The organism is Microbispora triticiradicis, from assembly GCF_005864065.1.
Classification (GTDB): domain Bacteria; phylum Actinomycetota; class Actinomycetes; order Streptosporangiales; family Streptosporangiaceae; genus Microbispora; species Microbispora triticiradicis.
On record NZ_VANP01000002.1, the window covers coordinates 312,578 to 326,707 of the forward strand.

Sequence of the window (14,130 nt, forward strand, 5' to 3'; positions counted from 1 at the left end):
TAACTGTCGCGCTTTGATGCGATTGAATATCGGGATCGGGTCGAGGGGCGGGGCTCATGACGTCATGGTGGCGACGAGCCTCGTCGAAGGCGCTGCCGGGCGCGGTGGTGGCGGTTCTGGTCTTGGCGGCAGCGGTGACGGGACCCATGCCGAGCGCGCACGCCCTGCCCGGCGAGTTGTGCAGAGTCGCCTTCACCATCACCACGGGGCTCGACGGCCTGCGCGACGACTCCTCGGAGTCGATCCGCCTCGGCGACCGGCCCACGGGACCGTTCTTCCTCTTCGAGGACGCCGACGGCGACGGCACGCCCGACCCCGAGCCGCTGCGGCAATTCCACGTGGGCGGCACCGGTGACAGCCCCCACGCGACCTTCACCTGGAACGCGGTGCTGTCACCGTGCCTGCCGGTGAGTGCCCTGCAGGACGGGTTCGTGTTCCATCACATCTCGGACGCCCCCGACTTCAGCGCCGACAACTGGGACCTTGCCGCTCTGCGGGTCGTGGACCGGGACACGGGCACGGTGCTGATCGACCGTGCCGCGCCGCCCGGCCGGTTCCTGCATCGGTTCCGCAAGAACGCCGATCAGACCTTCAGCACGATGGACTTGGACAGCGACGGCGACGGCCTCACCGACCGCGTCGAGCTGAAGGGCATCACCCATGCCGACGGCACGGTGGACACCTGGCTGCCGGACCACGGCGCCGACCCGTGCCGCGGCACGATCGCGATCGAGCTCGATTGGCTCGACGACGGCACGGACGCCGGTGACGACCGCCCGGACGGCGCGGCGATCCAGGAGACCGTCGCCATGTTCGACGCCGCGGCGCGGCCGGCGCAGCCCACCTGCCCGTACGCCGAAACGCCCAGGCCCGGCGTCCAGTTGCTCGTGGACGTCGACGACGCGATCGCGGTCACCCCGGAGCAGCGCAGGCAGCCGCTCAACATCGAACGGGGCGGTCAGATACCCTTCCTGCGTTTCCGGGAGGCCGATTTCACGCCCGGCCGGGCCAACCTGTTCCATTACAACCTCTGGGGCTACCAGCACGACGACAGCTCCAGCAGCGGGTGGTGCTGCCACGGGCCGGACTTCATGGTCACACTCGGCACCTGGTCGGGCGGCGCGCCGGTACGGGTGCAGAGCGGGACGCTGGCCCACGAATTGGGCCATGCCCTCGGCCTCTCCCACGGCGGTGCGGACAACGTCAACTACAAGCCGAACTACCTGTCGGTGATGAACTACAACTACCAGTTCATCGGAGTGCCGGACGTCAGCGAGTGGCGCGGGCGCATCGAGGCGATCGGCCCGGCCACCGACTTCGGCACCCGCCTCAACCAGGCGCTCGACCAGGTGAGCAGGCTCGACTACTCCCGGGCCGTGCTGCCACCGCTCGACCGCCGGCACCTCGACGAGCACACCGGCATCGGAACCGGCACCGACTCCATGGCGGCGTGGTGGGACAACGAGGGCGACCTGCGGGTGGGCGACGGCTCGGCCGGGCTGGACTGGGACGCCGACTTCGTGGTCGACGCCGAGCCGGTCGCGGTCGACGTCAACGGCGCGTTCCAGCAGTGCGTCGTGGGCACCGACCCGGATCGCACCCCTCCGGCCAACGACGACCTGCAGACCACGCCCTCCCCCGGCACCGATGACCTGTCCCGGTACGGACTGATCTACGCGGGACTCAACGGACGATGCGAGACCCCGGCCTCGCCGGAGGACACGGCGAAGACCGCGATCGGGTACGACTACCCGGTCGAGTACGGCTACGACGACGCCTTGGACGGCGCCGACGACTGGGCGCGCATCGGGTTCCGGATCGGAGTCTCGCCCGACGCCGGGCAGGCCCTGCCCCCGCCGGCCTCCGAGCCGGGTACGGAGGAGATCAAGCGCCAGCGGGCGCGCGTCGTCGACGCGCTGGTCGCGGCGAGCGGCCCGGTGCCGGGGGCGACACCGCGCTGGGGTTACGCGTACATGGACCGGGCCACCACCACCGAGGCGCCGATCGGTGTGGAGACCGCGCTCAATCCCTATTGGCAGTGGAGCACCGGCCGGTTGGACCCGGCCACCGCCGGGCGGCGCGCCACCGTCGTGCACACGGGCACCGGTGAGTACGAGGTACGCCTTCCCGGGATCGCCTCGCAGGCCGGAATCGCACACGTGACCGCGTACCGGACCGTGTACCGCGGCCGCACCTGCGCGGTCGCCGGCTACGCGCCCGACGGCCCCGACGAACTGATCAGGGTGCGCTGCTTCAACGAGGCCGGCGCCGCGGTGGACTGGTGGTTCACGATCTTCTTCGCCGCGCCCGGCGCCGGGACGCGTCCCTACGCCACCGTCCAGTACGACGACGGCGCCGGCGGCACGGCCACGGTCGACCCCGTCCACAACGGCGGCACGGTGAACGCGGGAGGCGGCGTCAACCGCGTGCTCCGTGAGAGCACCGGTAGATACCGGGTGATCTTGGAGGGCGCGCCGTTCGCCGCGGGCACCGGGTACGTGCAGGTGACGCCCTACGGCCACGGGCGGGCGACCCGCTGCAACCCGTTGGACACCACACCCGGCGCGGGCCGGGTGGAGATCGTCGTGGGCTGCTACGCGATCGGCGGCTCGGCCACCGCACAGCCCGCGGACTCTCCGTGGCTGTTGTCGTACGTGGACGGTGCGGGCCTGCATCGGGACGCGGGCACGCCGGCCGCCTACGTCAGCGTCTCCGGTGATCCCGCCGATCCAGTGGTGGACACCGCCCACTCGTTCAGCGGCAACGGCGAGGTGCCGACGGTCTCCCGGCTCGGCGTCGGCTACTACCGGCTGACCTGGAACACCCTGGGCAAGACCGGCGACAACGTGCAGGTCACCGCGATCGGATCAGAGGGCGGCTACTGCCACCTCGGCACCATCGACTCGTACTCCGCACCGCCCCGGCTGTCCGTCTACGTCTGGTGCCACACCGCCAACGGCATCCGTGGCGACAGCAGGTTCGGCGTCGCGTACGTCCGCGCGCCCTGACCCCCGGGGGGAGGACCCGCCGCGCCCGTCACCACGCCGGCGCCGAACGCCGATGGTGCCGGGTCACTTCTGCCAGACGACGTAGGAGATCTCCAGCGGCGCGTCGCCCGTCGGCACCGCGCTGATCTGGACCGCGAGCAGGTTGCCCTCCGCCGTACGCGCGCACGCCCAGTCACCGGCCTTCATCTCGCCGACCTCCACCAGGTCGTAGTCGCGAGTCGTCAGTGCGTCCGCGCACTTGCCGGCGTCCGGGCGGCCGTCGACGCGGGTGATGGGCAGAGCGCCGCCGCCGGCCGTCCACAGCTCACGGTAGGGGCTCACGTACCAGACATCGCTGGCGCGCGGCCGCACTTCGCCGATCATGCCGGTCTCCGCGTCCAGGTAGTCCTGGTCTTTCAGGGACGCCTTCGCCTCGTGGAGCACCTGACCGGTTGTGGGGAGAGGCGTCGCGACCGACGGCGTCGGCGTGGCCCCGGGAGCCGGCGTGGTCCCGGAAGACGGCGGGGCGCCGACTGACGCGGCATCGCCCGCGGAAGAAGGGGGCGCCGACGACGAGGAAGAGGAGGAGGAGGCCGCGTCCGCGGACGACGCGGAGCCGGCGGCGCGCTCGTTGAGATACTGCTCGGTCGTCGCGCCGGTCACCGCCGCGCCGGTGCCGATCAGCAGGACCATCACCATGGCCCGCACCCCGATCGGCCGCCTGAAGAGCTGGATGAATCCGAGCAGACCGGCCAGGATCGACAGCAGGCCCGCGACGAGTATCCACTGCCGAGAGCCGCTGACGATGAGCTGTGCGATCGCTGTGATGTCGGCGACCGAGCCGAGCCCGGCAAGGACGTTCGCCCGCCAGGCGCCGCGCCCGGTGCTTGTGTGGCCGGCGTCGGTGGAGGACGGGGTCTCTGCCTCCGTGTCGTCCATGACAGCCCCCACCTCGGTCAGTGATCCGCTTCGTTGCGTGTCCGTACGGTCGCACATGGAGTATCACGAGCGAAGGCGGCGTCGTTACGCCTTCTCCCTTGCGCCGGGGGCGACGCCGCGGCCCGGCCGGTCGGCCGGTGTCCGGCCTTCCATCGATCTCAGGAAGGGCTTTGATTGGACGTATGTGTCTGGGTACTCTTAGAGTCCCTTTCATGACGTCTGGTGATCTCCAGCTCCGGCGGGCCGAGCAGACCGACGCGGACGAGATTTTCGCACTCGCCCGCGAGTTCGCGGTGACGTTCCGGCCCGAGCGCGCGCCGTTCGACGCGGCGCTGCCGCAGCTGCTGGAGAACGAGGACGCCTTTCTCATGGTCGCCACCGTGGACGGGACCGTACGCGGTTACCTGCTGGGCTTCACCCACATCACGCTCTTCGCCAACGGCAGGGTCGCCTGGGTGGAGGAGGCGATGATCGAGAGTGGCTACCGCCGCCACGGCATCGGCCGCAGGCTGCTGGAGGAGTTCGAGACGTGGGCCCGCTCGCGGCAGGCCGGGTACGTCGCGCTGGCGACCCGGCGGGCCGCCGAGTTCTACGGCGCCCTCGGCTACGAGATCTCGGCGACCTACTACCGGAAGATGCTCAGACCGAAGGCCTGACCTTCTCCCCGCCTGCCGGGGTGCTCTCCGGGTGGCCGTCCAGGCGGCCGGCCCGGTGACGCCTCGCGGCGCCGCCGGGGCTGATCGGAGAGGTCACGCGTCGGCCGGCAGCGGTTCGCCGGTCTCCAGCAGCGTCTTGAGGCTCGCCACCACGTTCGGCCAGCCATGGCTGACCATCTCGGCCAGGCTCGATCCGGGCTCGAAGCCGTCGTGCACGACGGTGAGCTTCACGACCTCCCGCGCGGGCTCCTCGATCGTGAAGGTGACCTTCGAGCGTGCCTCGCCGGACAGCCGGGCGAGCGTCTCCTCGTCCCAGCCGAAGCGCTTGGCGAGCTCCGGGGTGACGGCATGCCAGGTGTAGGAGAGCCGGCTGTAGGGCTCGGCCTCCAGCACGACCTGCTCCGGGTCGCTGATCAGCACGCCGTGGTTGTCCCAGGTCATCGGTGAGCCGGCGGACCAGTCCGTGGTGAACTCCGTGGCCCAGTAGCGGCGGGTGAAGGCGGGCTCGGTCAGCGCCTGCCAGAGCTTCTGCGGGGTGGTGCGGATGTAGGTGGTGTAGACGAAGGTCGGCGCGTCCATCGGGGTCTCCTCAAGGGCGAGTTTCAGGTCCGCCAGGGCTTGGACCCTGGCCCGGTCGTAGCGGCTGATCCACCGGTGGGCGATCTCGTGCACGGGCGCGGCGTTGAGGTAGTGCAGCTTCTCCCGGCCCCGCCGCACGGTGGTGACGAGCCCGGCCTCCTCCAGCACCGCGAGGTGCTTGCTGACGGACTGCCTGGCCATGTCGAGTCCGGCGCACAGCTCGCGCAGCGTCTGCCCGTTGCGGGCGTTGAGCGAGTCGAGCAGCGCGCGCCGGCTCGGATCGGCCAGCGCCTTGAACACCTCGTCCATGCTCGCCCTCGTCTCCGGATCGCCCTCTATCGATATGCAGCCTTTTGGCTGCCTTTAATTTGGCAGCCGGATGGCTGCATGTCAAGACGCGCGGCTGTCAGGGCCGGCGCGGAAGGTGATCATTCCCGGAAGCGGGCTCGCGAAGGCCGGCGCGCACGCGCGACGCATTGCTCATGGAGCACCGTGCGCCGCGCGTGGCGGGGGACGGTCAGACGGCAGAGGTGAGCTGGGCGTCGAGCCGGTAACCGTCCACGGTCACGTAGACCGAGTCGCCCGGCCGGGCGTTCAGCCGCATGAGCACCGGCTGGAGCGAGTCGAACACCGGCTGCCGGTCACGCCACACCAGGACGACGGCGTTGTTCCCCGGGCCGGTGACCGACAGCAGCGTCCCCGGGCGCATGCCCAGCTGGGCGGCGTACCCCTCGGGGACCGCCACCGGCTCGCCGCGCAGGTGACCGCTGGTCACGTCGATCCGCTGCCAGCGGCGCGGGTCGGAGGCCGGGCCCGAGGTCGGACGGGGGTTCGGCACCAGGTGCGGCAGGGGTACGCCCCCGCCCCGGGTGCCGCTCGCCAGCGCGTTCAGCGCAGCCAGCGCCGTGGCGGCGTCGGGCCCGTTGCCGGCCTGGGAGGGGACCGGGATGCCGCCGCGGCCGTGGTGGTGGCCGTTCGCCCCCGGAGTGCGGCGCGGCAGCGGCGCCGGCTTGCCCGCCGGACCGCGCCGCGTCGGCAGCGCGTCCGCCGCGGACGGCGCGCCCGCCTGGGGCATCGAGTCCAGCCACGCCTTCGCCGAGTGGGCGCGGATGCCGAGCTGGCCGAGCAGCTCCACCACATCGGCGTCCGCGGGCTTGCTCGCCAGGAGATGGCGGGTCTTCTCGCGCAGCCCGGCCAGGTCGCCGACCACGAGCCAGCCGTCCTGCAGGCGGCGGTCGGGCATCAGCGTGACCAGCACCCGCCACAGCGGCGTGCCGAGGGCCGGGACCTCGACCGGGTGGGACGGGTCGGCCGCGATGAGCTGCTCCTGGGTGGCCGCCGCGCCGAGCCATTCGGTCAGTCCGAACAGATGCCCGGTGAGCGGTGCCGTGTCGGGGGAACGCAGCCACAGCAGAACCCGCTCCTCGGCCGTGCGCTGCGCCTGGGAGAGCAGTTCGCGGTCGACGCCGAGGGTGTGCGCGAGCGCGCGCAGGCTCACCGGTTCCGCGGCGAACAGCCGCTCGGCGGCCACGGCCCGGGCGAGCGGGTCCCAGTCGCGGAACAGTCCCTCGACGACCCCGACCATCGGGTGCGCGGACAGGTCGGCCGGCTGCCGCTCCGGCGCCGCCGGAGCCTCCGGCCGCGCCTCGCCACGAGGCTCCGTACGGGACTGTGCCGCCGGTTGGGTCGAGGGTTGAGCCGCGGGTTGGGACGGGGACTGGGCGGTGGGCCGGCCCGCGGCTTGGGCCGGGGGCTGGGGGAGCGCGGCGCCGGGCTGCCGGGCGAAGGGCTGGGTGGCGGGCCTGGCCTGCTGGCCGGGAGGCGCACCCGCCGGCGGCAGGCTCGCGGGCGGCGGGGCCGTTCCCGGCTGTACGGCCGCCTGCTCCGCCTGGCAGGGAGGCACGGCGTCCGGCCGCGCGAAGGGCTGCGAAGGGGCTCCGTTGACCCGCGGGGGCGGCGGGGAGCCGGGTCCCTGTGCCGTGGGTCCCTGGCCGGCCACGGGGAAGGGCTGGGAGGCCGTGCCCGGAACGGCGGGGAACGGCTGGGAGGTGGCGCCCGGAACGGAGGGGAACGGCTGGGAGGGGGCTCCGTCGGCCTGTGGAGGTGCCTGCGAGGCGGGTCCGTGAGCGGCGGGTCCCTGGGCGGCGGCGGGGAACGGCTGGGAGGTCGGGCCCGGGGTGCCCGGGAACCCTTGCGCGGCCGCGGCGGGATGCTGGGTGAACTGCTGCGCCGTGCTTCCCTGTGCCGCGGTTCCCGGCGGCGTGGTCACCTGAGGGACCTGCGGGAACGGCCCGGAGACGGGGCCGGCGGCGGGCTGGACCGTGGGGGCGCCCGGGACCGCCTGCGCGCCCGAAGCGCCCTGTGTAGCCGGAACGCCCGGTGCCGCCAGGGCACCCGGTGCAGCCAAAGCGCCTGGTATGCCCGGAACAGGCTGTGCGCCGGGAGCCGGCTGTGCGCCCGGGAGCGCCTGTGCGGCCGGGGTGGGCGCCTGTTCGCCGCCCGATTCCCCCAGGTGCCCGAACACCTCTCGGAAGATCGTGGTGAGGAGGGCCTCCGGCGAGGCCGAGCCGCTGGGCGTCCGCAGATCGACGGGCGTCATGCGGCGCAGCCGGTACCACCCGCCCAGGTGGGTGACCACCGTACGGACCGGCTCGGGCCACCCGGTCATGGCCGGGTCCACGGTGTGGACCTGGAGCGCGGGGAGCAGGTCGGTGAGAGGCAGATGGTCCCAGCGGCCGACGGCCAGCCGGGCGAGCCGTTCGCAGAGCCAGTCGACGCCGGTCGCCCGCACCGCGTGCCCGATCGTGACGGATGCCCACCACCCGCCGGGCAGGCGCGGGTCGGCCAGCATCTCGGCCACCTGCTGAGGACGGCTCCAGCGCAGGGCCGGGACCAGGTCGCTCAGGCAGATCGTTGACTCGGCGTCCATCGGTATGACCGCACCCTCCCGAGAGTGACGCATGTTGCTAATGGTGCAGCTTACGCCGCAAACCAGCAATTGGTGTCAATAGGGTAAAGTTCCCAGACTTCGGACGGCCGCCCACCTGCGCGACCGCCATCGCCCCCGCCTCGCACCCCGTCCGCAGCGCCTCCTCGGGGGTTCCGCCCGCCAGCGTGGCGGCCAGGAATCCCGCCGCGAAGGCGTCTCCGGCACCCGTCGAGTCGACCACCGCCGCCGGGGGAGCGGGCGCCCTGGCGACTATACGGCCCTCACGGGCCAGCAGCGCGCCGTCGGCCCCGAGCTTGACGACCGCCGTGCCGTAGCGGGCGCTCAGCACCCGCCCGGCCGTGTCCGGGTCGGACGCCCCGGAGAGCAGCAGCGCCTCCTCCCGGTTGGGGATCACGGTGGCCGCCGGGGCGGTCTCGCGGAGGAAACGTTCACGGCCGAACTCCCGCAGCGGCCCGCAGGAGGCCGGGTCGACACTGACCGGGATGCCCCGCCCGGCCGCCTCGCGCATGGCCAGCCGGGCCAGTTCCAGGCCCGGCCCGGCGAACATCGTGTACGCCGACAGGTGCAGCCGGCCGACCCCGTCGAGGAGATCGGGCGCCCAGTCGTCCACGCCGATGTGACCGCTCGCGCCCCGGTTGGTGAGCATGGACCGCTCCCCGCTCGCGTCGACCATCGCGATGACGACGGCCGACGGACGGCCGGGGTCGATCCGCAGGTGCGGCCGTACGCCGGCCTTCGTCAGCTCCGCCGCGTGCCACTCGCCGGTGTCGTACCCGGCCCGCGCCAGGAGGCGGGTGTCGGCGCCGAGGCGGGCGGCCCAGGAGGCGGTGTTCGCCCCCGAGCCGCCCGGCCGCAGCGTGATGTCGGCGGGTGTGTCGGTGCCGGTGGCCGGGGGCCCGTCGTGCAGCGCGACGACGTCCGTCACCACGTCGCCGATCACCAGCAGGCCGGTCGCCGGCGGAGCGCTCACCCGGCCGCCCAGGCGGCGGCGATCCGACCGGCGAGGGCGGTGTTCCCGCGTACGGCGGCGAGGTTGGCCTCCAGCGACGCCCCGCCCGTGCCCTCGACGAGGTACTCCAGCAGGAAGGGGGTGATGGCCTGCCCGGTGACGCCGCGCTCCTCGGCGGCGCGCAGGCCCTCGGCGAGCACCCGGTCGTGCAGGTCCGGGTCGAGCTGGAGGTCGGCCGGCACCGGGTTGGCCACGATGAGCGCGGTCTCCAGCCCGCCGAGGGCGTCCTGGGCCCGCATGATCCCGGCGGCCTCCTCCGGCGTCTCGACCCGCCAGTCCACCGGCTCGCCCGAGCTGTGCAGGTAGAAGCCGGGGAACTCGTCGGTACGGTAGCCGACCACGCTGACCTGCTTCGTCTCCAGCCGCTGCAGGGTCGCGGGCACGTCGAGGATCGACTTGACGCCGGCGCACACAACCGTGATCTTGGTCCGGCTGAGCGTGTCGATGTCCGCCGACTCGTCCTGCACCGACGTCCAGCCGCGGTGCACGCCGCCGAGCCCTCCGGTGGCGAACACCCGCACGCCCGCCCGGGCCGCGAGGAACGACGTGCCGGAGACGGTCGTGGCGCCGCTGAGCCCGAGCGCGGCGGCCGGGGCGAGGTCGCGGTAGCCGAGCTTGCGCAGGCCCGGCTCGGTCGCGATGCGGTCCAGCCCGTCCTTGTCGAGGCCCACCCGGGGGACGCCGTCGAGCACCGCGACCGTCGCGGGCACCGCCCCCGCCTCCCGGACGATCTCCTCCAGTTCGAGGGCGACCTGGAGGTTCCGGGGCTGGGGAAGCCCGTGGGAGATGATCGTGGACTCCAGGGCGACGACCGGCCGGCCGGCGGCCAGCGCCTCGGCGACCTCATCGGAAACGCGCATGGTGCTCCTGTTCGTGTTGGCGGAAAATTGTCCGGCTTCGTCATATTCTGCCCGGGTCCAGGGGGCAATCTTGCGATACCTTTCGGGCACCGCGCCTCGTAGACCCGGGAGAACGCTCCATGCCACGTTCGCACTACGACGTCGTCATCGCCGGTGCCGGGCACAACGGCCTCGTGGCCGCCGCCTACCTCGCCGGGGCCGGACGCCGGGTGCTGGTCCTGGAACGGCTCGGCCACGTGGGCGGCCTCGCCGTGTCGGCGCGGGCGTTTCCCGGTGTGGACGCGCGGCTGTCGCGCTACTCCTACCTGGTCAGCCTGCTGCCATCGAAGATCGTCAAAGAGCTGGGGCTCCGGCTCGACCTGCGCCGCCGCCGCTTCTCCTCCTACACCCCGGCCGGCGGCACCGGGCTGCTCGTGGACAACGAGGACGCCGCCCGCACCGCCGCCTCGTTCGAAGCCGTCACCGGGGGGCGGCGCGACCTCGACGCCTGGGAACGGTTCTACGCGATGACCGCCCACGTCGCCCGGCGGGTCGCGCCCACGCTGCTCGACCCGCTGCCGGGCCGTGCGGACCTGCGCGGGATCGTGGGAGACGACGAGGCGTGGCGGGACCTGTTCGAGCGGCCCATCGGGCAGGTCGTGGACGAGCGGTTCGCCGACGACACGGTGCGCGGGGTGGTCCTCACCGACGCGCTGATCGGCACTTTCGCCGACCCCGCCGCCGACCTGCTGGCCAACCGGTGCTTCCTCTACCACGTCATCGGCGACGGCACGGGCGACTGGAACGTCCCGGTCGGCGGCATGGGCGCGGTCACCGCCGAGCTCGCCGACGTCGCGCGGCGGCGCGGCGCCGAGATCCGTACGGGGGCCGAGGTGCTGGCCGTCGACCCCGGCACGGGGGAGGTCACCTTCCGGGACGTCTCCCCGGGCGGCCAGGACGACGGCGCCGAGCAGGTGGTGACCGGCGGGAAGGTGCTGGCGAACCTGCCGCCCGCCGTGCTCGCGCGGCTGCTCGGGGAGACACCCGAGACGCCCGAGGGCGCCCAGCTGAAGATCAACATGGTGCTGTCGCGGCTGCCCCGGCTGCGCGACCCCGCCGTGACGCCCGCCGAGGCGTTCAGCGGCACGTTCCACATCAACGAGAGCCGCGACCAGCTCGCCGCGGCGTACGCGCAGGCGGCGGCGGGGCGGGTGCCGGACCTGCCGCCCGCGGAGGTCTACTGCCACTCGCTCACCGACCCCTCGATCCTCGGGCCCGAGCTGCGCGCGGCGGGGGCGCACACGATGACGCTGTTCGGCCTGCACATGCCCGCCCGGCTGTTCGCCGACCCGGCCGCCAAGCGGGAGGCGCTGGCCCGCACGCTCGCCTCGATCGACTCCGTGCTCGCCGAGCCCATCGGCGACTGCCTGCTGCGCGCTCCCTCCGGTGAGCCGTGCCTGGAGGCCAAGACGCCGCTCGACCTGGAACGGGACGCGGGCCTGCCCGGCGGGCACATCTTCCACCGCGACCTGTCCTGGCCGTACGGCGAGGAGGACGGCGAGGAGGACGGACCGGGCGGTCACGGCGGCCCGTGGGGCGTGGAGACGGCGCACGAGCGGGTGCTGCTGTGCGGCGCGGGCGCGCGGCGCGGCGGCGGCGTGAGCGGCATCCCGGGCCACAACGCCGCGATGGCCGTCCTCGGCCACGCGTGACTCGGCGGGATGAACGCGGTCCGGCTTTCGCACCCGGATTACCGGCCGGGCGGGTGCGACTCAGTAGGACAAACCGCCCTTAACCGGATTCTCATGACGCTCGCATAACTTGGGGCGGTGCGTGAGGAAGCCGCGAAGCTGCTGGTGGTGGACGACGAACCCGCCCTGCGGGAGGCGCTGCGCAGCAGCCTGGAGTTCGAGGGCTACCGGGTCGAGACGGCCGGCGACGGGCTGGCCGCGCTCGGCCTCCTCGACGACGCCGCGCGGAACCGCGAGGCGTACGACGCGATGCTCCTCGACGTCATGATGCCGCGGCTCGACGGGCTGACCACCTGCCGGCGGCTGCGGTCGGCGGGCAGCCGCGTCCCCGTGCTCATGCTGACCGCGCGTGACGCCGTCGGCGACCGTGTGTCCGGGCTGGACGCGGGGGCCGACGACTATCTCGTCAAGCCGTTCGAGCTCGACGAACTGCTCGCCCGGGTGCGGGCCCTGCTGCGGCGCGGCGGGCAGTACGCCGCCCAGAGCGGCGACGGCGACGTGCTCGCCTTCGGCGACCTGCGCATGGACGCCGCGAGCTGGGAGGTCACCCGCGCCGGTCACCGGCTGGAGCTGACCCGCACCGAGCACCTGCTGCTGGAGCTGTTCCTGACCCACCCGCGCCAGGTGCTCACCCGGGAGCAGATCCTCAGTGAGGTGTGGGGCTTCGACTTCGAGCCGACGTCGAACTCGCTCGACGTGTACGTCATGTACCTGCGCCGCAAGACGGAGGCGGGCGGGCTGCCCCGCCTCATCCACACCGTGCGCGGGGTGGGCTACGTGCTGCGGTCGTCGCCGTGAGGCGCCGCTCGCTCCGGTCCCGGCTCACCCTGCTGATCGCGGCGGCGGTCGCGCTGGCCGTCGCGGTGTCGGCGGCGGCCTGCTGGCTGCTCGCCCGCGCCGAGCTGCGCGACCAGATCGCCCGGTCGCTGACCCGGCTGAGACCGGCGGCCGACCAGATCGCGATCGCGCTGCGCGACTGCCGCGGCGACGAGACGCAGCGCCGCGGGCCCCGCCCCGACTGGGACCCCTCGGGGCGGAGCTGGCAGATCGTCGCGCCCGACGGCACGGTCTGCGTCTGGGCCGGCTCGGCCTACGTACGGCCGTCCGAGGCGGAACGCGCGCTGACCTCCGGCTCGATCCTGCGGGACGCGGTCACCACCGACGGGACCTCCGTGCTCGTCCACACGACCCGCTACGTGCCCCGGACGCCCGGACCGCCGGGCCGGTTCCCGGAGCTCGCCCTGCCGCCCGCGCCCGTGACGATCAGCGTGTTCCGCTCCACCGCCGAGATGGACCAGACGCTGGGCATCCTCGCCGTGGTCTTCGGGTCGGTCAGCGTGCTCGGTGTGGCCGGCGCCGCCGTGGCGGGCCTCTGGCTCGCCCGTACGGCCCTGCGGCCCGTGGCGCGGCTGACCCGCGCGGTCGAGCACGTGGCGCGGACGGAGGACCTCACCGTCACGATCCCCGTCGAGGGGGAGGACGAGATCGCCCGCCTCGGCCGGTCGTTCAACACGATGACCGCCGCCCTGTCGAGCTCCCAGGAGCGCCAGCGCCTGCTCGTCTCCGACGCAGGGCACGAACTGCGCACCCCGCTCACGAGCCTGCGTACCAACATCGACCTGCTGCTGCGCAGCGAGGCCACGGGCCGCGCCATCGAGCCCGCGGCCAAGCGGCGGCTGCTGGCGAACGTCAAGGAGCAGTTCGAGGAGATGTCGAGCCTCGTCGGCGACCTGCTGGAGCTGTCGCGCGAGGCGGAGAGCGGCGAGTCGTCGGCCGAGATCGACTTCCATGAAGTGGTCGCGGCGGCGGTCGAGCGGGCCCGGCGGCGCGGCCCGGGGCTGCGCTTCGACGTTGGGCTCGATCCCTGGCAGGTCCACGGCGACGCCCGCGGCCTGCAACGCGCGGCGGTGAACGTGCTCGACAACGCGGTGAAGTTCAGCCCTCCCGGCGGCCTCGTCACGGTGCGGCTCGGCAAGGGCGTGCTGACCGTGCGCGACGAGGGGCCGGGCATCGCCGAGGACGAACTGCCGCACGTCTTCGAGCGCTTCTGGCGTTCGCCGTCGGCGCGCGGCCTGCCCGGCTCCGGCCTGGGCCTCGCCATCGTGAGCCAGGCCGTACGGGATGCCGGGGGACAGGTCACCGTGGAGAACGCCCCCGTCGGCGGGACCCTCGCCACCATCGTGCTGCCCGGGGCCGCGCCGGGCGCCTGACCCGGCCTCCCGCTGTCGTGGTTTTCGCTGTGGCTCTTCCCAGGTTCTATTGCTGGGCAGGGAGGTGCGGCTTCAGTGATCAAGGCCGGGACGGTGCCTTCCAGTACGGTTTCGCCACCAGAGAGAAGGAAGAGGCGGGGCATGGGCGGGTCGGGCGGTGGCCAGGCGGACACGTGTCAGGCAGACGATCACCACGCAGTGGTGCTGGAC

At 73.3% G+C, this 14,130-nt stretch carries 10 protein-coding genes; 5 read left to right on the forward strand and 5 right to left on the reverse strand.

Annotation, left to right across the window (positions count from 1 at the left end; all coding sequences use genetic code 11):
* The first annotated feature begins 56 nt into the window (after positions 1–56).
* Positions 57–3,008 (forward strand): zinc metalloprotease, encoded by a 2,952-nt coding sequence (locus tag FED44_RS06495; protein WP_133306137.1) that lies wholly within the window; start codon positions 57–59, stop codon positions 3,006–3,008.
* A gap of 63 nt (positions 3,009–3,071) precedes the next feature.
* On the opposite strand, the gene FED44_RS35680 is transcribed toward FED44_RS06495, so the two are convergent.
* On the reverse strand, positions 3,072–3,926 hold the full coding sequence (locus tag FED44_RS35680; RefSeq protein WP_167521404.1) for a hypothetical protein: 855 nt from the start codon (positions 3,924–3,926) through the stop codon (positions 3,072–3,074).
* A 212-nt stretch (positions 3,927–4,138) separates the two neighbouring features.
* On the opposite strand from FED44_RS35680, the gene FED44_RS06505 reads away from it, so the two are divergent.
* Entirely contained in the window at positions 4,139–4,582 is a 444-nt protein-coding gene (locus FED44_RS06505; RefSeq protein WP_117409609.1) for a GNAT family N-acetyltransferase, read from the forward strand.
* Between the two features lie 93 nt (positions 4,583–4,675).
* Here FED44_RS06505 and FED44_RS06510 read toward each other — a convergent pair whose 3' ends face one another.
* The 4 genes from FED44_RS06510 to FED44_RS06530 form a co-directional block, all read right to left on the reverse strand.
* A complete protein-coding gene (locus FED44_RS06510) occupies positions 4,676–5,470 on the reverse strand; it encodes an ArsR/SmtB family transcription factor (protein WP_138460066.1) in 795 nt (264 codons plus the stop codon).
* A 208-nt stretch (positions 5,471–5,678) separates the two neighbouring features.
* Entirely contained in the window at positions 5,679–8,090 is a 2,412-nt protein-coding gene (locus FED44_RS06515; RefSeq protein WP_167521405.1) for a hypothetical protein, read from the reverse strand.
* Positions 8,091–8,127: 37 nt separating this feature from the next.
* A complete protein-coding gene (locus FED44_RS06525) occupies positions 8,128–9,081 on the reverse strand; it encodes a carbohydrate kinase family protein (RefSeq protein ID WP_138460069.1) in 954 nt (317 codons plus the stop codon).
* Positions 9,078–9,980: a pseudouridine-5'-phosphate glycosidase gene (locus FED44_RS06530; protein ID WP_117409544.1), complete on the reverse strand. Its 903-nt coding sequence runs from the start codon at positions 9,978–9,980 to the stop codon at positions 9,078–9,080. Before FED44_RS06530 ends, FED44_RS06525 begins: the two co-directional genes overlap by 4 nt.
* 119 nt (positions 9,981–10,099) lie before the next feature.
* Between FED44_RS06530 and FED44_RS06535 the strand changes: the two genes are divergently transcribed.
* The 3 genes from FED44_RS06535 to FED44_RS06545 all read left to right on the forward strand — a co-directional run bounded on the left by FED44_RS06535 (position 10,100) and on the right by FED44_RS06545 (position 13,920).
* Entirely contained in the window at positions 10,100–11,671 is a 1,572-nt protein-coding gene (locus FED44_RS06535; RefSeq protein ID WP_138460070.1) for a phytoene desaturase family protein, read from the forward strand.
* A 117-nt stretch (positions 11,672–11,788) separates the two neighbouring features.
* Positions 11,789–12,508 (forward strand): response regulator transcription factor, encoded by a 720-nt coding sequence (locus FED44_RS06540; protein ID WP_117409546.1) that lies wholly within the window; start codon positions 11,789–11,791, stop codon positions 12,506–12,508.
* A complete protein-coding gene (locus tag FED44_RS06545) occupies positions 12,505–13,920 on the forward strand; it encodes a sensor histidine kinase (protein ID WP_138460071.1) in 1,416 nt (471 codons plus the stop codon). The genes FED44_RS06540 and FED44_RS06545 overlap by 4 nt, the downstream gene beginning before the upstream one ends.
* Positions 13,921–14,130: the final 210 nt, after the last annotated feature.